Origin of the sequence: Humidesulfovibrio sp. (assembly GCF_030689645.1) — a bacterium.
GTDB lineage: Bacteria > Desulfobacterota > Desulfovibrionia > Desulfovibrionales > Desulfovibrionaceae > Humidesulfovibrio.
The window spans coordinates 1-19,597 of record NZ_JAUYFU010000005.1 but is presented as its reverse complement, the minus strand read 5'-3'; the positions used below and the strand labels follow the sequence as shown (position 1 = coordinate 19,597).

Sequence of the window (19,597 nt, the reverse complement as noted above, 5' to 3'; positions counted from 1 at the left end):
TGTTCTGCCAATGTAGTCAGGAGCTGCGGGGGTCCGGGGTTCGCAGGCGTTGCTTCTGAACCGGGGCGTGCACCGGATAGATGGGGTTGGCCCTGGTCCACCAACCGGGGATTTCCTGCGCCGTGAACTCAACGCGGGTGACGAACTTGATGCTTTTGTACGCGAGGTCAAAGGGGCTGATGACCCGTGCTGGAGCGCCGCGCTGATCCGAAAGGGGCGCGCCTTCGAGGTCCAGAGCCAGCAGGCTGCCCATGGCTGGGTTCAGCAGTTCGGCCAGGGGGAAGCCTTCGATGTAATGCGTCAGGCCTCCTGCCGGGTTGGTTACGCCCAGGGAGTGGAATACCGCGAACCGGGCCTGGGGCAGCAAGCGCACGCGGGAAAACACATCCGGAAACGTCACGCCTCCCCACGGGGCATCGGTTACGCTCCAGCCTTCCACGCAGTGAAAGTCCGCCGTGCGCCTGACTTGCGGCAGGGCGCGCAGATCTTTGTAAGACAGCCGCGCCGGAGCCTCCACAAGACCGTCCAGGACCAACGCGTACGGTTCCCGGCGGCCATCCTTCCAAAGCACCTCTCCTTGCGCGGGGTCGAACCTGAAGGTGTTCTTCTCCACCGTGCGGGTGGGGAACCTCTCGGCAAAGGCTTCTCTCGCGCGGGCGGGCAAAAAACCCCAGAGCGCGGCCCCGGCTGCAACAGACGCGGCTGCGAGCAACTTGAGCAGAGAACGTCGGCCAGGGTCCGTTTCGTGGGCAGACATGATGCCCTCCTTTGATTCATCTCATATAAGCTTAGCGCAGGGTTTTGTGAAGCGCCTGCTTGCAAACGGCGGGCAGCACGGCTACCTTCCCGGCAACCCCAGCACCGGAGGCATTGAATCATGCGCATCACGTCGTACTCACTCGGCCCTCTTGAGACCAACTGCCACGTTCTGGACCACGAGGGCTTGGCCCTGGCCGTGGACCCCGGCGGAGACCCCGCCGAGGTGCTTGAATTCTTGCGCGCGGAGAAGCTTGTCCTCAAGCACATCCTCATCACGCACCTGCACTTTGATCACATTTACGGCTGTGCGCGGCTGGCCCAGGCCACCGGCGCCCCTGTCCTTGCTCCGGCCGCCGATGCGTTTCTCATGGATACCGAACTCGGCAAGGGCGGCGTGTACGGCTTTCCCGTTGTCGCGCCCTTTGAGAGCAGGCCTGCGCCCCTGGGCCAGGCCGAGTTCCTGGGCCTGGAGTGCCGCTGCCTGTCCACCCCCGGACATACGCCCGGCAGCATAACCTACTATTTCCCCCAGGCAGGCGCGGCCTTTGCGGGCGACCTCATTTTCTACCGCTCCGTTGGCCGCACGGACTTTCCTGGCGGCAGCAGCGCGCAGCTCAAAGAGTCCGTGCAGAAACACATCTTCACCCTGCCGGGCGACACGGCCCTGTACTCCGGGCACGGGCTGGAAACCACCGTGGCCGACGAGCGCACGCACAACCCGTTCTTCCTGCATGACATGTTCTAGCAATGGGCTGGGGAGCGCACGCTTGGCCGCCCAAGAGGAAGGGGCAGGTTGTGTATTTTATAAATCAACGTGCCGAAACAAGCGAGCCCCATGAAGACCATTGATCTCTGCGACAAATGTTGAGGCGTGGGCATGGAGGTCGGGTGGCACCTCCGTTTGACGCATGAGGCTGGGCTGGTGTTTCTGGTGCAGGCAAAGCTTGCGCCTAATGTCGAGGACGCGGTGTTTGTGGCGGGCGAGTGGCTGCTGGAGTGGGACCGTTCCGCCGAGGCGGAGGGTTTCCTGCGCGCCGAGGTGACGCGCAAGCCCCGGCAGGAATGATTCTTCAGCCCGCCTATGATCGACGCAAAGGGGGGGGAAGGGCATGGCCCACATGACGCGTGAGGTTGCGATCTTTGCTTGCAGCCATCGGGGCGGCGGCAATTCCGATACTGCGGCCACGCTTCTGGCTCGCGGCGTGCGCGAGGCGGGGGCCGAGGCCCGCGTGCTGGCCCTGCGGAACTACTCCGTGCTGGCCTGCCTGGCTTGCCGCGCCTGCGCGGGCGAGAAGCAGTCGCGCTGTGTGCTGGCGGCCAAGGATCAGGCCGAGGAGCTCTTTGGCGTGCTCATGGCCGCGCCCGTGGTGATTTTTACCTCTCCTATTTATTTTTATGCCTTGCCATCCCAGTGCAAAACCTGGGTGGACCGCTCCCAGCGCTTCTGGGAGGCCCGGCGCAAGGGCGACCCATGGGTCATGGCGCTGAAGGACCGCCCGGCCTACGCCTGCTTTGTGGCAGGCCAGCCCACGGGGCAGAAGCTTTTTGACGGCGCGCGGCTGACCCTCAAATATTTTCTGGTGAACTTCGGCCTCACTTTGGCCGAGCCCCTGGGCCTGCGCGGCCTTGACGCAGCCAACGACCTGGCCTCTGACGCCGGGGCTTCCGCCCTGGTGCTGGATTTGGGGCGCGAGGCCGGGCGCCGGGCTTTGGAGGTCCAGGCTGGTGCGTGAAGCGTTTGCGAGGCTGGCCGGGCGCGTTCTGCGCACCGCGCTCCTGGCCGAGACGCGTTGCCCTGGTTGCGGGCGCATCACAGCCGATGGTCTCGGCCAGTGCCCGGACTGCCGGGCGGCAATCGCACCGCTGGGCGGCGGGCCGTGCCCCGGGTGCGGAGAGTATCCGGGCAGTGCGCAGGACGTGCCGGTTCTTTGCGGCCGCTGCCGCGAGAAGCCGCGCCCCTGGAATCGCACCTTGGTCTACGGGCCATACGCCGGACCGCTCAAGGATTTGATCCTGGGCTACAAGTTTGAAGACCGGCTGGACTTCGGGCAACGCTTGCAAGAATTTGCCCTGGAGACGTTCGAGCGTGGCTTGGCCGCAAGTCCCGAACTCGCTGCCTGCGACATGATCGTGCCCGTGCCCCTGCATCCGCGGCGGCTGCTTGCGCGCGGGTTCAACCAGAGCCTTGAGGTTGCCCGGCTCTTGTCTGCGCGGCGCGCCTTGCCCATCCGTCAGGAGGGGCTTTGCCGCGTGCGGCGGACCACGCCGCAGATGGAGCTGGCGCGGGAGGCCAGGGCCGAGAACATCAAGGGGGCCTTTGCCGCCAGCGGGCCGCTTCTGGCGGGCAGAAACGTCCTTCTCGTTGATGACATCATGACCACCGGGGCCACGCTTGAGGAGTGCGCGCGGGCCATGCTCAACGCCGGGGCGCTGCGTGTGGATGTGCTTGTGCTAGCTCGCGCATGAGGTTATAGGGAGTGTGAGGCGAAAAAAAAGAGAACCTCGGAGCTTGACTTCTCCGGGCTGAACAAGCTAAGAGATCGCCTCTTACGCGATGGAGGTATTCGCAATGTTCGCAATTATCGAGACCGGCGGTAAGCAGTACCGCGTGGAACAGGGACTCGAGTTCAAGGTGGAGCTTTTGCAGGCAGAGCCCGGCACCGAGCTGAACTTGGACAAAGTCCTTCTGATCGCCGATGGCGGTCAGACCAAGATCGGGGCCCCCTACCTTGACGGCGCCAAAGTCGCCTGTGAAGTCCTGGGCCATGGCCGTGGCGAGAAGATCATCATCTTCAAGAAGAAGCGCCGCAACGACTTCCATAAGAAGACCGGCCACCGGCAGGATTATACCAGCCTTAAGGTCAAAACCATCCAGGCCTAGCGGGCAAGGAGGGATACAATGGCTCACAAGAAAGCAGGCGGCAGCTCCAGGAACGGACGCGACAGCGCCGGACAGCGCCGTGGCGTGAAGCGTTACGGCGGTCAGCAGGTGCTGGCCGGAAACATCCTCGTGCGTCAGGTCGGCACGTCCATCCACCCCGGCAAGAATGTCGGCGTTGGCAAGGACTGGACTCTGTTCGCCCTGGTCGATGGCGAGGTCAAGTACGAGAAGTACACCCGCAACAACAAGGTCAAGACCCGGGTCCACATTCTGCCCGTGAGCGCCTAGTCTAGGCGGCTCCACGAAAGAACCATAGCGCGGGCAGGAGCGGCTTTGAGCAGCTCCTGCCCGTTTTCTATCTGGGGAAAAAGGCGTCATGCGATTCGTTGACGAAGCCAGCATCACTGTGCGTTCCGGCAAGGGCGGCAATGGCAGCGCTTCACTTAAGCGCGCCAAGAATGTCCCCAAGGGCGGTCCCGACGGCGGCGACGGCGGCAAGGGCGGAGACGTAGTCTTCCGCGCCAGCCCGCGCCTGCTCACCCTTTACGACTTCCGCGCCCAGCGCCTGTTCGAGGCCGAGAACGGCGACATCGGCCGCAGCCAGGACAAGTATGGCCGTGGCGGCGAGGACCTGATCATCGAGGTTCCCGTCGGCACCCAGGTGTTCCTGGAGAACGAGGGCGGCGAGGGCTATACCCTGCTTGCCGACCTGCGCCGAGCGGGCCAGCAGTTCATCGCCTGCCCCGGGGGCGAGGGCGGCCGCGGCAATCTGCATTTCAAAAGCTCGGTGAACCGCGCGCCCAAAAAGGCCGAGGCCGGCAAACCCGGTCAGGAGAAGCGCCTGCGCCTGGAGCTCAAGGTCATCGCCGACGCTGGGCTGCTTGGCCTGCCCAACGCCGGCAAGTCCACCTTCCTTTCCGCTGTTTCGGCGGCGCGGCCCAAGATCGCCTCCTATCCCTTCACAACGCTTACCCCGAATTTGGGCGTGGTTGAGAGCGAGGACGGCCGCCGCCTCATCATCGCCGACATCCCCGGCCTGATTGAAGGCGCAAGCCAGGGCCTGGGACTGGGGCACAAATTCCTTAAGCATGTGGAGCGCACCCGTTTTCTGGTGCACATTCTGAGCGGCGATGACGCGGACCCGGAAAATCCGGCTGCGGGCTACGCCATGCTCGACGAGGAACTGCGCGCCTTTGATCCGGAGCTTGCCGACAAGCCGCAGATCCGCGTCATCAACAAGATTGACATCTTGCCAGCAGAGCGCCTGGCCGCCCTGCGCAGCAATGCTCCGGCGGACGTGCTGTTCGTCTCCGCCCTGACGGGCCAGGGGCTGCCCGAGCTTCTGGCGGAAATGTGGCGGCGCATCAACGAGGCTGCCGCGGCTGAGGAAGCCAAAAACAAGGACGATGCGGCGGATGCCGACGAGAACGGCCAGGGCTTCCACGAGGATGCCAGCCGATCTGCGGGAGGCTTCGCGGACGAGGAGGGCGAATGAGCGTTCCGGCAGGCGGGCTGCGCGCAGACATCTTGTCGCGCGCGCGCACGATTGTGGTGAAGGTTGGCAGCGCGGTGCTCACGTGCGGCACCGGGCTTGATGCCCGCGCCGTTGGTCGTCTGGTGGATCAGCTTTCCGTCCTGCATGACCGCGGCCTCAAAGTGGTGCTGGTAAGCTCCGGCGCAGTGGCCGCTGGCCGCACGCGCATCCGCCAGAGCGTCGCCGGGGCCGAAGCCATCGACTTTTCCGAACTCCCCGCCCGCCAGGCTGCTTCGGCCATTGGTCAAAGCCGCCTCATGCATGAGTACGACGAGGCATTTGGCCGCTTCGGCAAGACCGTGGCCCAGCTTCTGCTGACGCGTGAAGACCTCAAGAGCCGCAAACGTTTCCTCAACGCCCGCAACACCATGCAGCGCCTGCTGGACTGGGGCGTCATCCCCATCGTCAACGAGAACGACACCGTGGCCGTGGCCGAGCTGGAGTTCGGCGACAACGACACCCTGGCGAGCCTCATGGTGGACCTCGTGGGCGCGGATTTGTTCGTCAACGTCACCAGTGCTGGCGGCGTGTTCGACAAAAACCCGGACAAGCACCCGGACGCCTGCTGCCTGCCGCTCATCGACGACATCGAAGGTCTGAATATCGAGGTCATGTGCGACGGCAAGACCAGCGTGGGCTCCGGCGGCATGTACTCCAAGCTGCGCGCTGCGCGCCGCGCCGCACAGCTGGGTGTGGCCACACTCATCGTTTCCGGCAAGGACGACATCCCCCTTGACCGCATCTTTCGCGGCGAGGAGTTGGGCACGCTGGTGCTGCCATCTGCTCGCACCGTGTCGCACCGCAAATTTTGGCTGGCCTACCACGATAACCCGGCGGGCAGCGTGAGCGTTGACGCGGGCGCGGCATGCGCCCTGCGCGACAAGGGCAAGAGCCTGCTGCCTGCGGGCATCCGCGCTGTGGAGGGCCGTTTCGCGCGCGGTGCGCTGGTGCGCATCGTGGACCAGGCCGGGGTCACTGTGGGCGTTGGCCTGTCCAACTACTCCGCCGCAGAGATGCGCCGCATCATGGGCCGCAAGAGCGGCGAGTTGGTTGAGGTGCTGGGTCAGGCGCCATTTGTCGAGGCCATCCACCGCGACAATCTGCTTCTGGACGCCGCGCTCTAAATTGCATTCGCGCAAGCGACGCAACGAAGCGGGCCGCCTTCCCACCAGGGAGAGCGGCCCGTTTTGATTGTTCGGCATGGGGGCTGGCTTCAGTTCAGCCTGCTCTGGTGCTAATAGGACGGGTAAATCCCGCCTACGGCTGCGCCCATGTCGGACCGCGCCGGTTCCCGCACAAAGGTCCCTGGCAGAACGCGCTCGCGCACGAAACGGGCGAGAAGCTCGCAGCCCTTGGCCGAGAGCAGGTCCTGGCGCGAGTTCTGGACGTGGATGCGATTGCCCACGAAGGCCTTGAGAAAGCCCGTGAGGTCGAAGCAGCGCATGCCCAGCGCAGCGCAGCAGGCGCGAAGTTCCGCCAGCACAGCCGCTTCCACAAGGCCCAGGCGTTCAAGGGATTCGCGGTCGCGCACCTGGACCTCCTCAAGACGCTGGGAGACCAGATATTCGCGGCTGGGCAGCAGCAGGGCGGTAAGCGAGAAGTAATGCTTTTCCGACAACCGTTGCAGGTGAGCAAGGGCCTTGGCGGTGATGCTCAGCCCCGCCTCGATGGCCGGATGCTCAAGATCCTGCATGGCGAGCAGCGTATGTTCCGACAGATAGAACCGGCTGGTGTCGAGCACGCAGGGGTTGATGTCGGATTCGCCGCGCTGGGCCAGCAGGGCCAGCACGTCTTCATGAGAAAGGGCGGGGTTCTCTGCGGAAAGCTGATCGACTGCACGGCCAGCATTGAACTGTGCAGAATAGTCCGGCTGCGGCAGCTTGACCCAGGCAGGTTCGAAGAAGCTGCGCGCCAGTGGCGCAGTGCTCACGCGGGCGCAGTTGAAAGCCTTGGCGAGATCGTTTGCCGGGGTCAGGCAAATAATGACGCGGCGCGGTGCAAGAGCGGTGAGCATTTCGCCCGCCATGGCGTACTGCACGCTGCCCCATCCGGCCATGCCGGCATTGAGCACGCCGCCGCCCATGCGCTGCCCCAGCTTTGCGGGCCAGCTTTGGCCGGGCGCAAGCCCTTCGCCGTACACCTGCGAACCGCCGATGATCGCCAGTTCGGGCAGTTGGACTCCTTGGGGGTTGCGAAGGCCCAGCGCATCGTGCTCCGGGTGGTCCGGGTTGCCGCGCACCAGCCAGGCCGGGTCGGCCAAATGGCGCTGGACTTCTGTATTCGCGTCGTTGGTGAAGTCGTCAGCGGCGCGGCACGGCTCTGTTTCGTTCAAGGAAATGTGTGTGATCGTTGTGTCTTGCATGATGAACCCCTTGAGAATGATGGCCTGGGCAGAAACTACCCGTCAAATGATGTGCAAGGGGTGTGCCGGGAACCAGGGTTTTCCTGTTCCGGAAAGGATTGCGCGGGACTAGGGCGGTGGTGGCGGTGCAACATCCCGAAATTGAACAGCGCATCCCGTATCGGTGCCTGGTTTGTGATGCTCTTGGAGCTTGGGTCTGACAGTATTCGCAGGCGCCCATCCTCGTCAAAGAAAGCGCGGTGGCAGGTCGCTTAGAGTCGCGGATCTGGACGAAGACGTCATCTGTCGGCCGGTCTTTTCGGCGGATTTTTGTGTCGGCGTGCTTGGCGACAAGGATTCTTCGCGGGGGTGTTGAGGCGTGCGGTGCAGTGAGATCAGTCCCTCCGGTTGGTTCTTCATGCATCCTTGAGAACTCGCGTGTCGAAAACAACAGCAAGGGCAGGCCGGAAATAATCTTCTACACGATGTCTAGAAAAAAGCATGAATCAATGGGCATGCAGAATGTTCCAAAGTTGTGGAAAACGAAAAAATAAATGCTAAAATCGGGAATAAACGACTATAATAGCCAAAAACAGCAAGTGTGTTTCTGTCAAGTGCCATGGGTGCCTGTACAGAAAAGTGCTGTTGGAGTAATGTCAATTCTCGCGTGCCGCCGCTGTCCAAACGCCACCCGTGACCCTGTCTTGGCGGCTGCGCGCGGAAGATCTTTTTGGAGCAACGAACGAACATGAACACCGATCTCGCCTGGAATCACCTGCGGGGCCTCACGCCCCTGAGCCTCTGCGACTGGCCGGGGCATCCTTGCTGCGTGGTGTTTCTGGGCGGCTGCAACCTGCGTTGTCCCACCTGCCACAACGGGGGCCTGGCCTGGGACATGGAGCGCCAGCCGCTCATCACGCAGGCCACGTTGCGTGCCTTTCTGTCCAAACGCAAACGCTGGCTCTCTGGCGTCACGGTGACTGGCGGGGAGCCCACCGGCGTGCCCGGAGTGGGGGCCATCCTGCATGAACTGGCGGTCTCAGGCCTGCCCATCAAGCTCGACACCAACGCCATGCTGCCCGAAGCCGTGGAGCTGATGCTGGAGGAGGGGTTGGTGTCGCTGTTCGCCGTGGACGTGAAAGGCCCCTTTGCCAAATATCCGGCCCTCACCGGCGGGGCAGTGGACGAGGCCGCGGCGCGGCGCAATCTCTCGCGCATTTTCGCCTTGGCCGAGAAGCGGCCTGAGGCGTTCTTTTTTCGCACCACCAAGGTGCCGCTGTTGGATGAGCACGATATCGACACCGTGCGCGGCATGCTGCCCGCCGGTTTTTCCCTGACCACACAAGACTTCAAGCCGCCAAGGAGGCCCGATGCCCTCACAGATACTGAAGCGCGACGGACGACTGGAAACCTGGTCAACTGACCGCATCGCCAAGGCCATCTTCAAGGCCCTTTCCGCAAGCGGCATCAAGGATCCGCTTCTTGGACGCCGCTTGGCCCAGAAGGTGGAGGCCAAGCTCATTGACGTGGACATCCCGGAGCAGGAGCACGTGCAGGACATGGTGGAGCTGGTGCTCATGGAGATGCGCCAGTTCGCCGTCGCCCGCAAATACATACTGTACCGCGAGAAACGCCGCCAGCTGCGCAATCAGCAGGAGGCCTTTTTGGACATCAAGGAGACCATCGACGAGTACCTGGACAAGAGCGACTGGCGCGTGGCCGAGAACTCCAACATGAGCCACAGCTTTCAGGGGCTCATGCTGCACCTCTCGGGCACCGTGCAGGCGCGCTACGCCCTGGAGAAATACCCGGAGGAAGTCCGCCAGGCCCACGAGCACGGCTACTTCCACATCCACGACCTGTCCTTCGGCCTGGCCGGCTACTGCGCGGGCTGGAGCCTGCGCGACCTGCTCCTTGAGGGCTTCAACCTTGAGGGCCGCTCCTGCGCTGGCCCGGCCAAGCATTTCGACTCCGCCCTGGGCCAGATGGTGAATTTTCTTGGCACCCTGCAAAATGAATGGGCGGGCGCACAGGCCTTCAACAACGTGGACACCTACCTCGCGCCCTTCATCCGGCACGATGGCCTGTCCTACGAGAAGGTGCGCCAGGCGGTTCAGAAGTTCGTGTTCAACCTGAACACCACCAGTCGCTGGGGTGGGCAGAGCCCCTTCACCAACCTGACGCTTGACCTGACCCCTCCCAAGCACATCGCCAAGGAAGCGGTCATCATCGGCGGAAAGCTTCAAGACTCCACCTACGGCGAGTATGCCGTGGAAATGGAGATGTTCAACCGCGCCTTCCTCGAAGTGATGCTGGACGGCGACTACGCCGGGCAGATCTTCTCGTTCCCCATCCCAACGTACAACGTCACCGAGGACTTCCCCTGGGAGACGGAGATCGGCGAGCTGCTTCTGAAGCTTACGGCCAAGTATGGCGCGCCCTACTTCCAGAATTTCATCAATTCCGACCTCCAGCCAGAGGACGTGCGCAGCATGTGCTGCCGCCTGAAGATGGACCTGCGCGAACTGCGCAACAAGGTGGGCGGGCTTTTCGGCGCGGGCGACCTCACCGGCTCCATCGGCGTGGTGACCCTGAACCTGCCCAAGCTGGCCTACCTGTCCCAGGGCGAGGACGAGTTTCTGACCCTGGTCGAGGAGTACGCCACCCTGGCCAAGGACTGCCTGGAGTTCAAGCGCAAGCTCATCACCGGAAACCTGGAGCGCGGCATGTTCCCCTGGACGCGCCGCTACCTCAAACAGGGCTTCCGGGGCCACTTCTCCACCATCGGCCTGCTGGGCGGGCACGAGGCCTGCCTGAACCTCATCGGCAAGGGCATTGAGACGGAGAACGGCATGCGCCTCATGCGCCGCACCCTGAACCGCCTGCGCGAGGTCACCAGCCGCTTCCAGGAGGAGACGGGCACCCTGTACAACCTGGAGGCCACCCCGGCGGAAGGCACCAGCTACCGCCTGGCCAAGATCGACCGCAACCTTTATGCGGACATCATCACCAGCGGCAACGGCACGCCGTATTACACCAACTCCACCTGCCTGCCCGTGGGGCACTCGGAGGATGTTGTGGCTTGCCTGGAGCATCAGGACCAGTTGCAGCCGCTGTACACCGGCGGCACGGTGTTCCACACCTTCCTGGGCGAGAGCGTGGCCGATGTGGCGAGCTTGCGCGAGTTCATCGTCAAGAGCTTCCGCAACACCAAGCTGCCGTTCTTGTCCATCACGCCCACGTTCAGCGTGTGCAAGGACCACGGGTACATCCACGGCGAGCACGAGCAGTGCCCCACCTGCGGCGCAGATGCCGAGGTCTACACGCGCATTGTGGGCTACTACCGCCCGGTTTCGCGCTGGAACAAGGGCAAACAGGCCGAGTACGTGGACCGCGTGGTCTACTCCGGCGTGTGCGGCTGCGACAGGTAGAGTGCGAAATTTATAAAATCTGGAACGAAAAAAGCCCAGATTGCAGTCTGGGCTTTTTTCGATTTAGGTGACCGAAGTGGGCTTCGGCACCCGGCTGGGACACAGCGTGGCCCAAGTGGAATACGTCAATGCGGCAATATTCTACCACGCGAGTCTCCTGGCCGCAATCCAAATCTGGCCCACAAAGGAGAAATGCACATGGCAGACAAAAAGAATAGCGGCCACAAAATTGGTCGTGACGCCGGGACAGGACAGTTCATCCCAGTGAAAGAAGCGAAGGAGCGTCCGAAGACCGCCGTCGTCGAAACCATTAAAAAGAAATAATTGTAGTAAGCGCAGGGGGAGGCTTGGGCTCTCCCTGCAATCAAAAGGACCGCCGGGGCAAACGCTCCGGCGGTCCTTCTTCATTTGGGGAGCAGTTCTTGCGGTTGCCCGCGCAGCGAGTGGATTCTGACGTGTTTCAGGCCGGTGCCAAGACGCACGCAACAAAAGACAATGGGGCTGGCCAAGAGGCTGGCCCCATCGTTCTTTTCAGCGGCAAGAGCCGCAGTCGCCATCGTTAGGCGGGGGTGGGGCTAGCCGACCGCCTTGATCCGCCACATCTTTGGGGCGAACTCGACGATGCGGAAGGTCTGCGTGGCCTGGCACTTGGGGCATTCCACGGAAACGACGGGGGCAAGGGGGTAGTCTTCCATCACGTTCTTGCAGCAGCAGGTGAAGATAGGACGCAGCATACCTTTCTTGCCGGGCACAAGAGATCCAGTTATTGTTTTCATGCGCACCATCTAGCAGCGGTGCGCGCAGAAGTCCAGAAACAGAGTTTCCGGCCCCTGCTCCTGCACACCATAAAGAGAGAGGCGCCATGACGATTTATACGCTCCGAATGCCCAAGGACAAAAGCTCCGGGGCCAAATCTCATGTGTTTGAAGCCAAGCCCGGCGCCGGCAAAGGCTGCATCTGTCTGCCAAAGTCCCTTTGCCAAGCCGCCACGACAGCGGTCACCGTCGGGGTGGAAGGCTTCATGTGCCTGAGCAGGGAAACCATGTGGGGCAAGACCCTCAGCTACAACGGCGATGTCTGCGCCGAGTGTTTGGCCGCGCTTTCCAAGTATGGCGACAAGGCGTAGCAGCCGCAGTCGGCAGTTGGACTGGCGCGGGGCATGCCGCCGCAGGCCGTCCAACTTGAGCGTCTTCGAAAAGGGGTGCGCATCGTGACTGACAAGGGCAAAGCCGAGCCTCGTAATGGGGACGGAAAAAGCATGGCCGACGCCGCAGATGCCGACGCTGCCGTGCGCTTCGGCGGCACCCCCGACCGCATGAAGGTCGGCGTGACCAGCTACCTTCCGGCGCGAGGCCAGGGGAGGCCCTTGTCCGTGGATCTTTTGCGCCAGCTTCTTGCCGAGGCCGGTGTTACGGCACCCATGGACGAGAAGAACGCCGCCGAGGTGGTCCGGCTCCTCCTTGCAGGGCAGGACGCCCGGGCCATTACCATCGCCCGTGGTGTGCGCCCCCAAAACGCGCAGGATGCCAGGTTTGAACTCTTTGGCGCGGCGCAGTTTCCCGTATTTCCTGGGCAGGCCTTCGGGCGCATCCATCCGGCTGTTCCCGCGCAGGCGGGCCGTGATGTTGGCGGAAATCCCGTGCCCCCGACTGATGAGCACGCGCCGCGTGAAATTGCTGCGGCTGGCGGCATCGCTATGGACCGGGATGGAGTGCTTACCGCCCAGCTTGCCGGGCTTGTGCGCCTGAGCGAAGGCCGCGTTGAGCTGGAGCCCCTGGCGCGTGTCTCCGATGACAGGCTCCAGGCCACGGCCACGCTCTACCATCGGGACGCCCTGGGCGGCCTGGTTACGCCTGAGGGGATGGTTGCGGCGTTGTCCAGCCAGGGAATCGTCTTTGGCATCCAGATGGAGGCGGTCATCCGGGGGCTGGGCCAAGCCAGCGCTGAGAACCGGGCGGTTGAAGGCGTTGTGGTGGCCCAGGGGCAGGCCCCGGTGCAAGGCGCGGCTGGCTGGCTGGAAGCGATTTGTGAAGGTTCTGGCTGCGTGGAGGCGCCGGATGAAAACCAGCGCATGGACTATCGCAACCGCGGGCAATTTCCTGTGGCGCGCAAGGGCCAGGACATAGCCAGGCTGCGACCTCCCACCAAGGGCGTTCCGGGTCGTGATGTCTACGGCAAGGAGGTCGCGTCCCGTGATGGCGCAGCGCTGCGCGTCCAGGTGGGCAAAGGCGTTGAGGCCCTGGAGGAGGGCACGCGGTTTCGCGCACGCATCGACGGGGTGGTGCTGGCCGGGAAATCGAGTCTGGACGTGTCCGAGTTGCTCAATATGACGGGTGATGTGGACTACGGCACCGGAAATATTCTGCTGAGCCAAGGCTCGGTGCGGGTGGGCGGCACGGTGCGCTCGGGCTTCACCGTTGAGGCCCCCGGCAAGGTTCTCGTGGAAGGCATGGTGGAGAGCGCCCGCATCATCGCTGGAAGCGACGTCCTGGTGCGCGGCGGCATCTTCATGTCCGGGGACGAGGCCGCCTTTGTGCAGGCTGGCGGCTGCGTCACCGCGAACTACACACACAACGCCCACGTGCAGGCCGGAGGCGACGTGACCGTGGCGCTGGCTATTGTGGGCAGCACGGCGAACAAAGGCTCGCGCGTTACATCCGGGGGCAGCGTCCGCGTCACCGATCCCAAAGGCCGCATCATGGGAGGCACAGTAGTCTGCGCTCATGGGTTGGATGTCTTTCAGGCCGGGTCCGAGCGGGGGATGTCCACCACCCTCGCCTTGAGCCAGGAAACCCCGGAAATCGCCGCTCTCATCAAGGAAATGCGCGAGCTCAGGGTGCTCAAGGAGCGTTCAATGTTCGTTGTTGGAGAGGGCGACGGGGCGGTAGCCTTGGCCAGGTTGCCGGGCGAGCGCCGGGAGGAGGCCAGGGACCTGTTGGGACGGCGGGACAGCATCGAGTCCCGGCTTCGGCAGATACAGCGCACCCTGGCCGAGTTGGCTCAGGAACACCTGGAGCGGGTGGCTGCGGCGAGAATCGCTATTCGCGGCACGGCGTATCCCGGAGTGGCCATCAAGATGGGCGGCTGCGCGCTCTACATCGAGCGCCCGCTGGATCGATGCGTTTTCAGCTGGGACGCGAAAAACAAGCAAATCGTCACCGGAAGCCTCTAGTTCGCGCCCTCGCAGGCCATCCTGGCGCATGGCCGAAGATGCCCTGCTTGCATGGGCGGAATTACACTCTGCCAGTCCACGGAAAAGCCCCGTCGCGAACTTCATCGTCCGCATGCGGGGTTTTGTGTTTCCTTGGTGCTCAGGGTCGGAATCGAACCGACATGACCCGAAGGTTGAGGGTTTTTAAATCTCTGCTTTGCGGCCAAAATTACAGTGGCTTGCAGAGACGTTGTAGGCTGTGGCGTCCTGTGTGACAGGGCTATTTCTTATTGAATCTTGTACTCACGATACCGCACAGCCTTGATCTTGCTATAGGCAAGGTTGCCGAGACTCACAAACAGGAGTGCTCCGATGAGTGTGGCAAAAAGCAGTTTCCCGCCTGAGGCTGAGCCGTCACGGAGAAGGTGGTTTAGGTTGAGGACTGGCAGAGCGAGGAAAATGAGTGTCACCAAGCTCCCCAATATGCCGTACCACCAGAATATCTTGCGTTCCCTCAGCGTTACTTTGACGTCATCCTCAGAGCCAACGCCTATCCAGCCGAAAGCTTTGCGCTCAAGGAACTTGAAGGAGCGTTCCCGCAGGTTGGGGATTCCTGTGTAGTCTAGCAGCATGTAGTAGGCGTCCATCTTGATGAACGGGTTGAAGTTCATGATCAGGCCAAACAGATTGATGAGGCTGAAGGCCACGAATACCGATTCCCAGATTGAGCCGGTTCCGGCGTAGTATCCGGCTGCCCAGAGTCCAGCGCCGAGGATGGCAAACGAGATGATCGGCCCGCCCAGTGAGACGAGTAAGCGATGTCGTTTCGCAGGGAAATTCCAGGCTGCTGTGGTGTCGCAATAGAAGATGAACGACCCCAGGTAGAACATGACGCCCAGGCGTGGGACGTTGCCGCCGTAGTGCTTGCACGTCACGCCATGCCCGAGTTCATGCAGACTGACGTGGATGAGCGTCAGGAGATAGACGGGCAGGATGAGCAGTGGGGTGCTGAGAAAGGTCTCCTCCAGGCTCTTAATGGAATGCATGAACTGGCTGTGGTGCTCAAGGTACGGGATGATCCCTGACAGGCCAATGGTGAGCAGCACACCGAGGCCAAACGAGGAATAGAGAAACCGAGTCTTTTGGTGGACCGCTGCGACCACTCCGTCCGCATTTGGAATGGATATATCCGGGTTAATGAATTTCCTGATGATCTTTCGAAAGCGGCTGTTCTTCGCTTCTTGGTCAGGGGTGACCAGCATGCCCATGGCTTCGAGCCGCTCGTACAAGCCGGCCAGCATGTCCGGCGAGGTGAGGCCCAGGGCGTCAATATGCGCCATGTAGAGGTCGTGGAACGAGGTTTTTCCATCCATGTTCTGGATGATGAAGGTCTCGCTGGGGCCGAGCCTGAGTACGCCCACTCCGGTGGCCTGCAGTGTGGAGGACGGGTGCTCGGTGTCTGAATCAGCAAGATGCAGCAAGAGTCCTTTGCGCAACTCAGGCTTGATACCCATGACCCAAGCCTGCTTTTCCTTGCCCTTGTCGCGGTGGTACTTGACCATGCGCAAGATGTGGCGCGAGCCGTTGACCTTGAAGCGAACCCGGTCCATGCGCTGTTTGATCATGTGCAGCCAGAGCGTGTCCATGTCCAGATCGTCCAGGCCAGATTCGGCGTCTGGAACCTCATACTCTCCGGTCTCAAGCGGGTTGAGGGGGATGCGGGAATTGTATTCGATGTCGATGACAATGGTTCCGCCCTTGTAGTCAAGCAGCAGATCGACGGGATCGGAGATGCCTGCCTTGTCCGCCTTGCTGAGCAACTCCTCGCAGGCTTCCAGGACGGAGCTCGTGCACATCTCTTTCAGTCTCTCGGAAAAACCGACCATTTCGCAGTATCTATGCAGACAGTCCTGCGCAAAGCGCAGCCAGTTGGCGTTTGACGGCAGCGTGATTGAGATGCGATTCTCGTTCATTATTTCCCTAAAGTGAAGGCGCCGATGAATGGCTCTTCACGCCAATCGATCCCCAGCGCCTTGCCAAGTTGGTCGGTGTTCACCGAGCCGAGGGCACATGGCGACAACCCGAGGGCCGTGGCGACCAGGTATAAGGTCTGGTACAGGCAGCCCATGTCCTGATTGATGAGCTTAAAGGCAATCGATTCATACTTCCAGGCCGTTCGGCCTATGCGGGCCGCAATATTAAAGGTGACCTGGGGCGAATTGCCGCCGAGGAATTCGAAGGGGTTTTCTTCCAGGAGTGTTCCAATCATTTCTTCATTCCCCGGAACTCTCTCAAGCCGATGATTCAAGGCGTCGTAGTGATAGCCTCCGGGGCTGAGGCCTGTACAGTGCCTTACGAGTGGGTAGATTTCCAAGGCATGGCGTGCACCGCCGCTCGGGGAGGGGCGCATCGTGACAGCATCGTCCTGCTCAGGTTCGGCCAGCTCTCTCTTTATTCTGGCGGCGGCATAGAGAAAGGCTCCTAGTTCTTCCAGGGTCAAAGGCTCGTCGGAAAATTCCCGGCGTGATTCTCGCTTGCCCAATACTTCGGAAAAGGGACGACCGAGTTGCTCTGACAGGAGGGCGGTTGGCGCAGGCAGTGCGATGACGTCATCTGAGAGAGGCTTCCTGATGGCCGGGAGTGATGGCCGTTTGCCGTGGAAGCGGTACGTGGCGCCAATGGTATATGTGGTTTTCCCGTGGAGGGTTCGGGCGTAGTACAGGAGGTCATGGAATTGCCAGAACTGCATCGGGCTGTTTTCATTATCCACCCCGGCAGGCTCAGCGATTCCCAAGGCAATCAGAGCAGACAAGAATACTTTGGCGTCCTCACCCGCGATGTCTAAACGCAGGCCGGCACAGAGATGGTGCAGCATCCCGGCCAGCTTCCCGTCATGAACAGCGATTCGAGACGGAGTGAGCGGGCTTTCCAAAAGCAGACAGCCATTATCCTGACGCAGGTAAGCATATCGGTTCAATTGATACGTTATGCCGGACGCAATCTGCCCCGTGAATGCAGATTCCTCTGGGGAAGGCGAGACGGAAAACAAGACGCTCTCTCCCTTCACCATTCGGGCATCCAGCATCCCCGTCTTCTGCATCGTGATGAGCGCGAAATACCCTTGGCTCAAATCGTTCGTCTTTCCCGCTGCTTCATCCTCGGTCAGCCAGCCGGATTGAAGTGCCTTGGCCATGGGAGCCGCGTTCAATCCCAGCGAGAACGCCTTGCCGGTCACCGTGGAAACAAGAGCGATTCCCTTGGCGGATTCGTACACATCCACCGTGCTCTGCAATCTGTATTGTATCTGGATACTCATTGTTGTCTGCTATGCATAAAAGGGAACCGGATTGAGATCGGCTTCAACCTTGGGAGCGTCCAGCCATCCCAGTTTGACAGGAGCTTCATAAAGCCGCTTGGCGCCAAGGCGTGGCCAGAAGTGAACCAGGCCTGGGACCATGACCCGCACCACCGACAGTCCCACCTCCGGGCGGGTCAGGTCGGCCATGAGCATTTCGAGGCCCAGATTGTCCAGAAGAGCGACACACTGTTGAACATCTGAGAGGAAGTCGTTGGTCGCGAGATTGGTGAACGCAGTGAGGGGAGTTCGCGGCGCGTCCTGGTGAGGACGAAGGAAGGGCTCTGTGGAGAGATTGCGCCCTGTCACGTTGCGATTGATTGTGTTTGGGCTTAAAAGAATGGACGCGTCCCAGGATTGCCCAACTTCGCTTATGGCCCGGTCGAGGGCGATGCGGGCATCAAAGTGGGCGCCATATCCCAAAAGCGGTTCCGCATCCGGGTCGGACGCATGCAACCCCACAGCGGCGAAGACCGGGATGCCGAGATCCGTGGTCAGGTCGAGGACATGCAGCGTGTGGTCGTGGCGCTTCAACCCCTCGACGGCTTCCATGGCGAAAGCGCTGCCAAAGGTCGGCAGATCCAGGCAGGGACGCTGAAGCATGTTGTACCACCACAGGGCCACGCCATCGCGCTCCACCAGTTCCATGAACCCCTGGATGATCGCTTCTTCCACGCAGTTGCCCGCAGCGACACCGTTGGAATCGCCATTGGCAAAGCTTCCGCCGCCTTCCCTTGGGTAGTCGTAATACATGTATGCAGACGGGACGTACTTCCAGCGGTTGTTGGTCAGGGACCAGGCCGGTGTCCAGTCCACTGGCGCATTGTCGTCAAAACGTTCGGGCACGCGTCCGGTGGCGGCGCGTTTGGCCCATTCCTCGCGGTTGTCGTATTGGCTGTCCGTGAACTGGTTGAGTTCCAGGGGGTGCACGGCCTTGTCCTTGATGCCCGCATAAGAGGCTCTGAAGCGCGGCTCGTACCCGAAATGCTGGGAGCAATACCGCTCCAGGGCCTCGCCCAGGGCGCTGGTCCGGGCTTGTGTCTCGCTGCGCCCCTTGCCTGCGCTTGCGCCGACCGGTTCGAGACGTCCCAGGCTTGCATCGGCCTTGTGTCTGTTGAGTGTGGCCCAGGAAGAGCGGACTGCCCGGCCGAAGAATTCAGGAACATTATCCAAGACGCCCAATTCGCCGACCTCGCCGGTAATGGGACTGATGCGTTTCTCGAATAAACGCATGGTCTCTGCTGCGGCCTTGATGCGCTCGCCGCCGTCATTGTAGTCGGCCTTGGGCTGGTGGGTCAGCGTGAAATCCATTTCAGGCAGGCCTGTCAGCGTGTTTTCAACCGCGTCGCCGCAGGCCGGGCAGTGGGGACGCCGGACCAACTCATGACAGCGGGTTTCCAATGCCTGGAGATTGATGGTCACGACACCCTTGTTGATGCAAGCGTGGGGACTGCCAGAAATGACCTTTTCCAATTCCAGGCCGAGCAAGCCGCAGGCCGCATCCAGTGAGGCCTTGGTGCTGCCCTGGGACAGGCGAGGCGGCAGGCCTTTTTCATGGGCGATCTGCATTTCACGGACGCGGTGCCCGCGCAAACGGTGGAGCAGGCATTCCACGCAGGCGGTCTCGCCAGGATCAACCAGCGGACCGATCCAAGGTTCGATGCCGTACGGCTTGAAAGGTATCCAGCGTGCGCCTGCTTCCAAAGCCTTGCTGTTGAATTCGGCAAGCTCCGGCTCAAGATATCCGGGCGTGAGCACGATCCAAAGGGAATTATCGTCCAGTGTGGTGGATTGCCAGTGCGCAACACCGACCTGAAAGGAATCCATGCGCAAAAGCCTGTCAGCCACGAGCTGCGGGTCTAACCCCCCAATGGCGGTGACGCTGATACGCTGGGGCGTGGCGAGCGAGGCAGGGTCGCCGCCCAGTCGAGCATGAAAAACATCCCTTGCTGGCGCTTCCTGGCTGGGAACCGTTTCAGTCATTCCCTTCTGTTTCAGGTGGATGAGCTGATAGTATATCTCGGGCAGCTCGAACTGGCCGGAGAGTTCCTCCGCGATATCGTCTTCGCTGCGGGTTCCGTCCAGCAAGGGAAGCATGGCAACCAGAAGCTTCCCCTCCACACTGTGGTTGATGGTCTCCGACAG

The 19,597-nt window shown here is 61.8% G+C and carries 19 protein-coding genes and 1 tRNA gene; 13 read left to right on the top strand and 7 right to left on the bottom strand.

All coding sequences use genetic code 11. From position 1 onward, the window contains the following. Positions 1–16 precede the first annotated feature (16 nt). Complete coding sequence (locus Q8O35_RS00620; protein ID WP_305569185.1) at positions 17–757, bottom strand: molybdopterin-dependent oxidoreductase; 741 nt, start codon at positions 755–757, stop codon at positions 17–19. A 120-nt stretch (positions 758–877) separates the two neighbouring features. Between Q8O35_RS00620 and Q8O35_RS00615 the strand changes: the two genes are divergently transcribed. The 8 genes from Q8O35_RS00615 (at position 878) to proB (ending at position 6,298) form a co-directional block, all read left to right on the top strand. Next, positions 878–1,504, top strand: a complete 627-nt coding sequence (locus Q8O35_RS00615; RefSeq protein ID WP_305569183.1) for an MBL fold metallo-hydrolase — start codon at positions 878–880, stop codon at positions 1,502–1,504. Positions 1,505–1,636: 132 nt separating this feature from the next. Next, positions 1,637–1,825 (top strand): hypothetical protein, encoded by a 189-nt coding sequence (locus Q8O35_RS00610; protein WP_305569181.1) that lies wholly within the window; start codon positions 1,637–1,639, stop codon positions 1,823–1,825. Positions 1,826–1,868: 43 nt separating this feature from the next. Then, positions 1,869–2,492 (top strand): flavodoxin family protein, encoded by a 624-nt coding sequence (locus Q8O35_RS00605; protein WP_305569179.1) that lies wholly within the window; start codon positions 1,869–1,871, stop codon positions 2,490–2,492. Beyond that, the gene (locus tag Q8O35_RS00600; RefSeq protein ID WP_305569177.1) at positions 2,485–3,225 is read left to right on the top strand and encodes a ComF family protein; all 741 of its coding nucleotides are present in this window, start codon (positions 2,485–2,487) and stop codon (positions 3,223–3,225) included. The genes Q8O35_RS00605 and Q8O35_RS00600 overlap by 8 nt, the downstream gene beginning before the upstream one ends. A gap of 103 nt (positions 3,226–3,328) precedes the next feature. After that, positions 3,329–3,640, top strand: coding sequence for a 50S ribosomal protein L21 (rplU, locus tag Q8O35_RS00595; protein WP_305569175.1), 312 nt, complete (start codon positions 3,329–3,331; stop codon positions 3,638–3,640). Positions 3,641–3,658: 18 nt separating this feature from the next. Then, entirely contained in the window at positions 3,659–3,928 is a 270-nt protein-coding gene (rpmA, locus tag Q8O35_RS00590) for a 50S ribosomal protein L27 (protein WP_305569173.1), read from the top strand. Between the two features lie 88 nt (positions 3,929–4,016). After that, positions 4,017–5,135 (top strand): GTPase ObgE, encoded by a 1,119-nt coding sequence (obgE, locus tag Q8O35_RS00585; RefSeq protein ID WP_305569171.1) that lies wholly within the window; start codon positions 4,017–4,019, stop codon positions 5,133–5,135. Continuing rightward, on the top strand, positions 5,132–6,298 hold the full coding sequence (proB, locus tag Q8O35_RS00580; protein ID WP_305569169.1) for a glutamate 5-kinase: 1,167 nt from the start codon (positions 5,132–5,134) through the stop codon (positions 6,296–6,298). The genes obgE and proB overlap by 4 nt, the downstream gene beginning before the upstream one ends. Before the next feature lie 110 nt (positions 6,299–6,408). Here proB and Q8O35_RS00575 read toward each other — a convergent pair whose 3' ends face one another. Next, positions 6,409–7,506, bottom strand: a complete 1,098-nt coding sequence (locus Q8O35_RS00575) for a hypothetical protein (RefSeq protein WP_305569167.1) — start codon at positions 7,504–7,506, stop codon at positions 6,409–6,411. A gap of 757 nt (positions 7,507–8,263) precedes the next feature. Here Q8O35_RS00575 and Q8O35_RS00570 point away from each other — a divergent pair. The 3 genes from Q8O35_RS00570 to Q8O35_RS00560 all read left to right on the top strand — a co-directional run bounded on the left by Q8O35_RS00570 (position 8,264) and on the right by Q8O35_RS00560 (position 11,270). After that, positions 8,264–8,938, top strand: a complete 675-nt coding sequence (locus tag Q8O35_RS00570; RefSeq protein WP_305569165.1) for an anaerobic ribonucleoside-triphosphate reductase activating protein — start codon at positions 8,264–8,266, stop codon at positions 8,936–8,938. Beyond that, on the top strand, positions 8,886–10,946 hold the full coding sequence (locus tag Q8O35_RS00565; RefSeq protein WP_305569163.1) for a ribonucleoside triphosphate reductase: 2,061 nt from the start codon (positions 8,886–8,888) through the stop codon (positions 10,944–10,946). Before Q8O35_RS00570 ends, Q8O35_RS00565 begins: the two co-directional genes overlap by 53 nt. 198 nt (positions 10,947–11,144) lie before the next feature. Beyond that, positions 11,145–11,270: a hypothetical protein gene (locus Q8O35_RS00560; RefSeq protein ID WP_305569161.1), complete on the top strand. Its 126-nt coding sequence runs from the start codon at positions 11,145–11,147 to the stop codon at positions 11,268–11,270. Between the two features lie 251 nt (positions 11,271–11,521). Here Q8O35_RS00560 and Q8O35_RS00555 read toward each other — a convergent pair whose 3' ends face one another. After that, positions 11,522–11,680 carry a hypothetical protein gene (locus Q8O35_RS00555; protein WP_305569159.1) on the bottom strand — a complete coding sequence of 53 codons (159 nt, stop codon included), beginning with the start codon at positions 11,678–11,680 and terminating at the stop codon, positions 11,522–11,524. A gap of 128 nt (positions 11,681–11,808) precedes the next feature. On the opposite strand from Q8O35_RS00555, the gene Q8O35_RS00550 reads away from it, so the two are divergent. Together Q8O35_RS00550 and Q8O35_RS00545 are read left to right on the top strand one after the other, a co-directional pair. Continuing rightward, the gene (locus Q8O35_RS00550; protein WP_305569157.1) at positions 11,809–12,072 is read left to right on the top strand and encodes a hypothetical protein; all 264 of its coding nucleotides are present in this window, start codon (positions 11,809–11,811) and stop codon (positions 12,070–12,072) included. A 132-nt stretch (positions 12,073–12,204) separates the two neighbouring features. Further along, positions 12,205–14,118, top strand: coding sequence for a FapA family protein (locus tag Q8O35_RS00545; RefSeq protein WP_305569155.1), 1,914 nt, complete (start codon positions 12,205–12,207; stop codon positions 14,116–14,118). 133 nt (positions 14,119–14,251) lie between these two features. On the opposite strand, the gene Q8O35_RS00540 is transcribed toward Q8O35_RS00545, so the two are convergent. From Q8O35_RS00540 to Q8O35_RS00525, 4 genes are all read right to left on the bottom strand, one after another. Next, a tRNA-OTHER gene (locus tag Q8O35_RS00540) sits at positions 14,252–14,333 on the bottom strand. A 51-nt stretch (positions 14,334–14,384) separates the two neighbouring features. Then, positions 14,385–16,070, bottom strand: coding sequence for a hypothetical protein (locus Q8O35_RS00535; RefSeq protein ID WP_305569152.1), 1,686 nt, complete (start codon positions 16,068–16,070; stop codon positions 14,385–14,387). Continuing rightward, entirely contained in the window at positions 16,070–17,413 is a 1,344-nt protein-coding gene (locus Q8O35_RS00530) for a SagB family peptide dehydrogenase (RefSeq protein ID WP_305569150.1), read from the bottom strand. The genes Q8O35_RS00535 and Q8O35_RS00530 overlap by 1 nt, the downstream gene beginning before the upstream one ends. 9 nt (positions 17,414–17,422) lie before the next feature. Continuing rightward, on the bottom strand, positions 17,423–19,597 hold a 2,175-nt coding region (locus Q8O35_RS00525; RefSeq protein WP_305569148.1), incomplete at its 5' end, for a TOMM precursor leader peptide-binding protein.

Coding starts and splice junctions, on each gene's coding strand:
- Q8O35_RS00620 (WP_305569185.1), bottom strand. CDS start 757: ATGTCTGCCCACGAAACGGACCCTGGCCGACGTTCTCTGCTCAAGTTG.
- Q8O35_RS00615 (WP_305569183.1), top strand. CDS start 878: ATGCGCATCACGTCGTACTCACTCGGCCCTCTTGAGACCAACTGCCAC.
- Q8O35_RS00610 (WP_305569181.1), top strand. CDS start 1,637: ATGGAGGTCGGGTGGCACCTCCGTTTGACGCATGAGGCTGGGCTGGTG.
- Q8O35_RS00605 (WP_305569179.1), top strand. CDS start 1,869: ATGGCCCACATGACGCGTGAGGTTGCGATCTTTGCTTGCAGCCATCGG.
- rplU (WP_305569175.1), top strand. CDS start 3,329: ATGTTCGCAATTATCGAGACCGGCGGTAAGCAGTACCGCGTGGAACAG.
- rpmA (WP_305569173.1), top strand. CDS start 3,659: ATGGCTCACAAGAAAGCAGGCGGCAGCTCCAGGAACGGACGCGACAGC.
- obgE (WP_305569171.1), top strand. CDS start 4,017: ATGCGATTCGTTGACGAAGCCAGCATCACTGTGCGTTCCGGCAAGGGC.
- proB (WP_305569169.1), top strand. CDS start 5,132: ATGAGCGTTCCGGCAGGCGGGCTGCGCGCAGACATCTTGTCGCGCGCG.
- Q8O35_RS00570 (WP_305569165.1), top strand. CDS start 8,264: ATGAACACCGATCTCGCCTGGAATCACCTGCGGGGCCTCACGCCCCTG.
- Q8O35_RS00565 (WP_305569163.1), top strand. CDS start 8,886: ATGCCCTCACAGATACTGAAGCGCGACGGACGACTGGAAACCTGGTCA.
- Q8O35_RS00560 (WP_305569161.1), top strand. CDS start 11,145: ATGGCAGACAAAAAGAATAGCGGCCACAAAATTGGTCGTGACGCCGGG.
- Q8O35_RS00555 (WP_305569159.1), bottom strand. CDS start 11,680: ATGCTGCGTCCTATCTTCACCTGCTGCTGCAAGAACGTGATGGAAGAC.
- Q8O35_RS00550 (WP_305569157.1), top strand. CDS start 11,809: ATGACGATTTATACGCTCCGAATGCCCAAGGACAAAAGCTCCGGGGCC.
- Q8O35_RS00545 (WP_305569155.1), top strand. CDS start 12,205: ATGGCCGACGCCGCAGATGCCGACGCTGCCGTGCGCTTCGGCGGCACC.
- Q8O35_RS00535 (WP_305569152.1), bottom strand. CDS start 16,070: ATGAACGAGAATCGCATCTCAATCACGCTGCCGTCAAACGCCAACTGG.
- Q8O35_RS00530 (WP_305569150.1), bottom strand. CDS start 17,413: ATGAGTATCCAGATACAATACAGATTGCAGAGCACGGTGGATGTGTAC.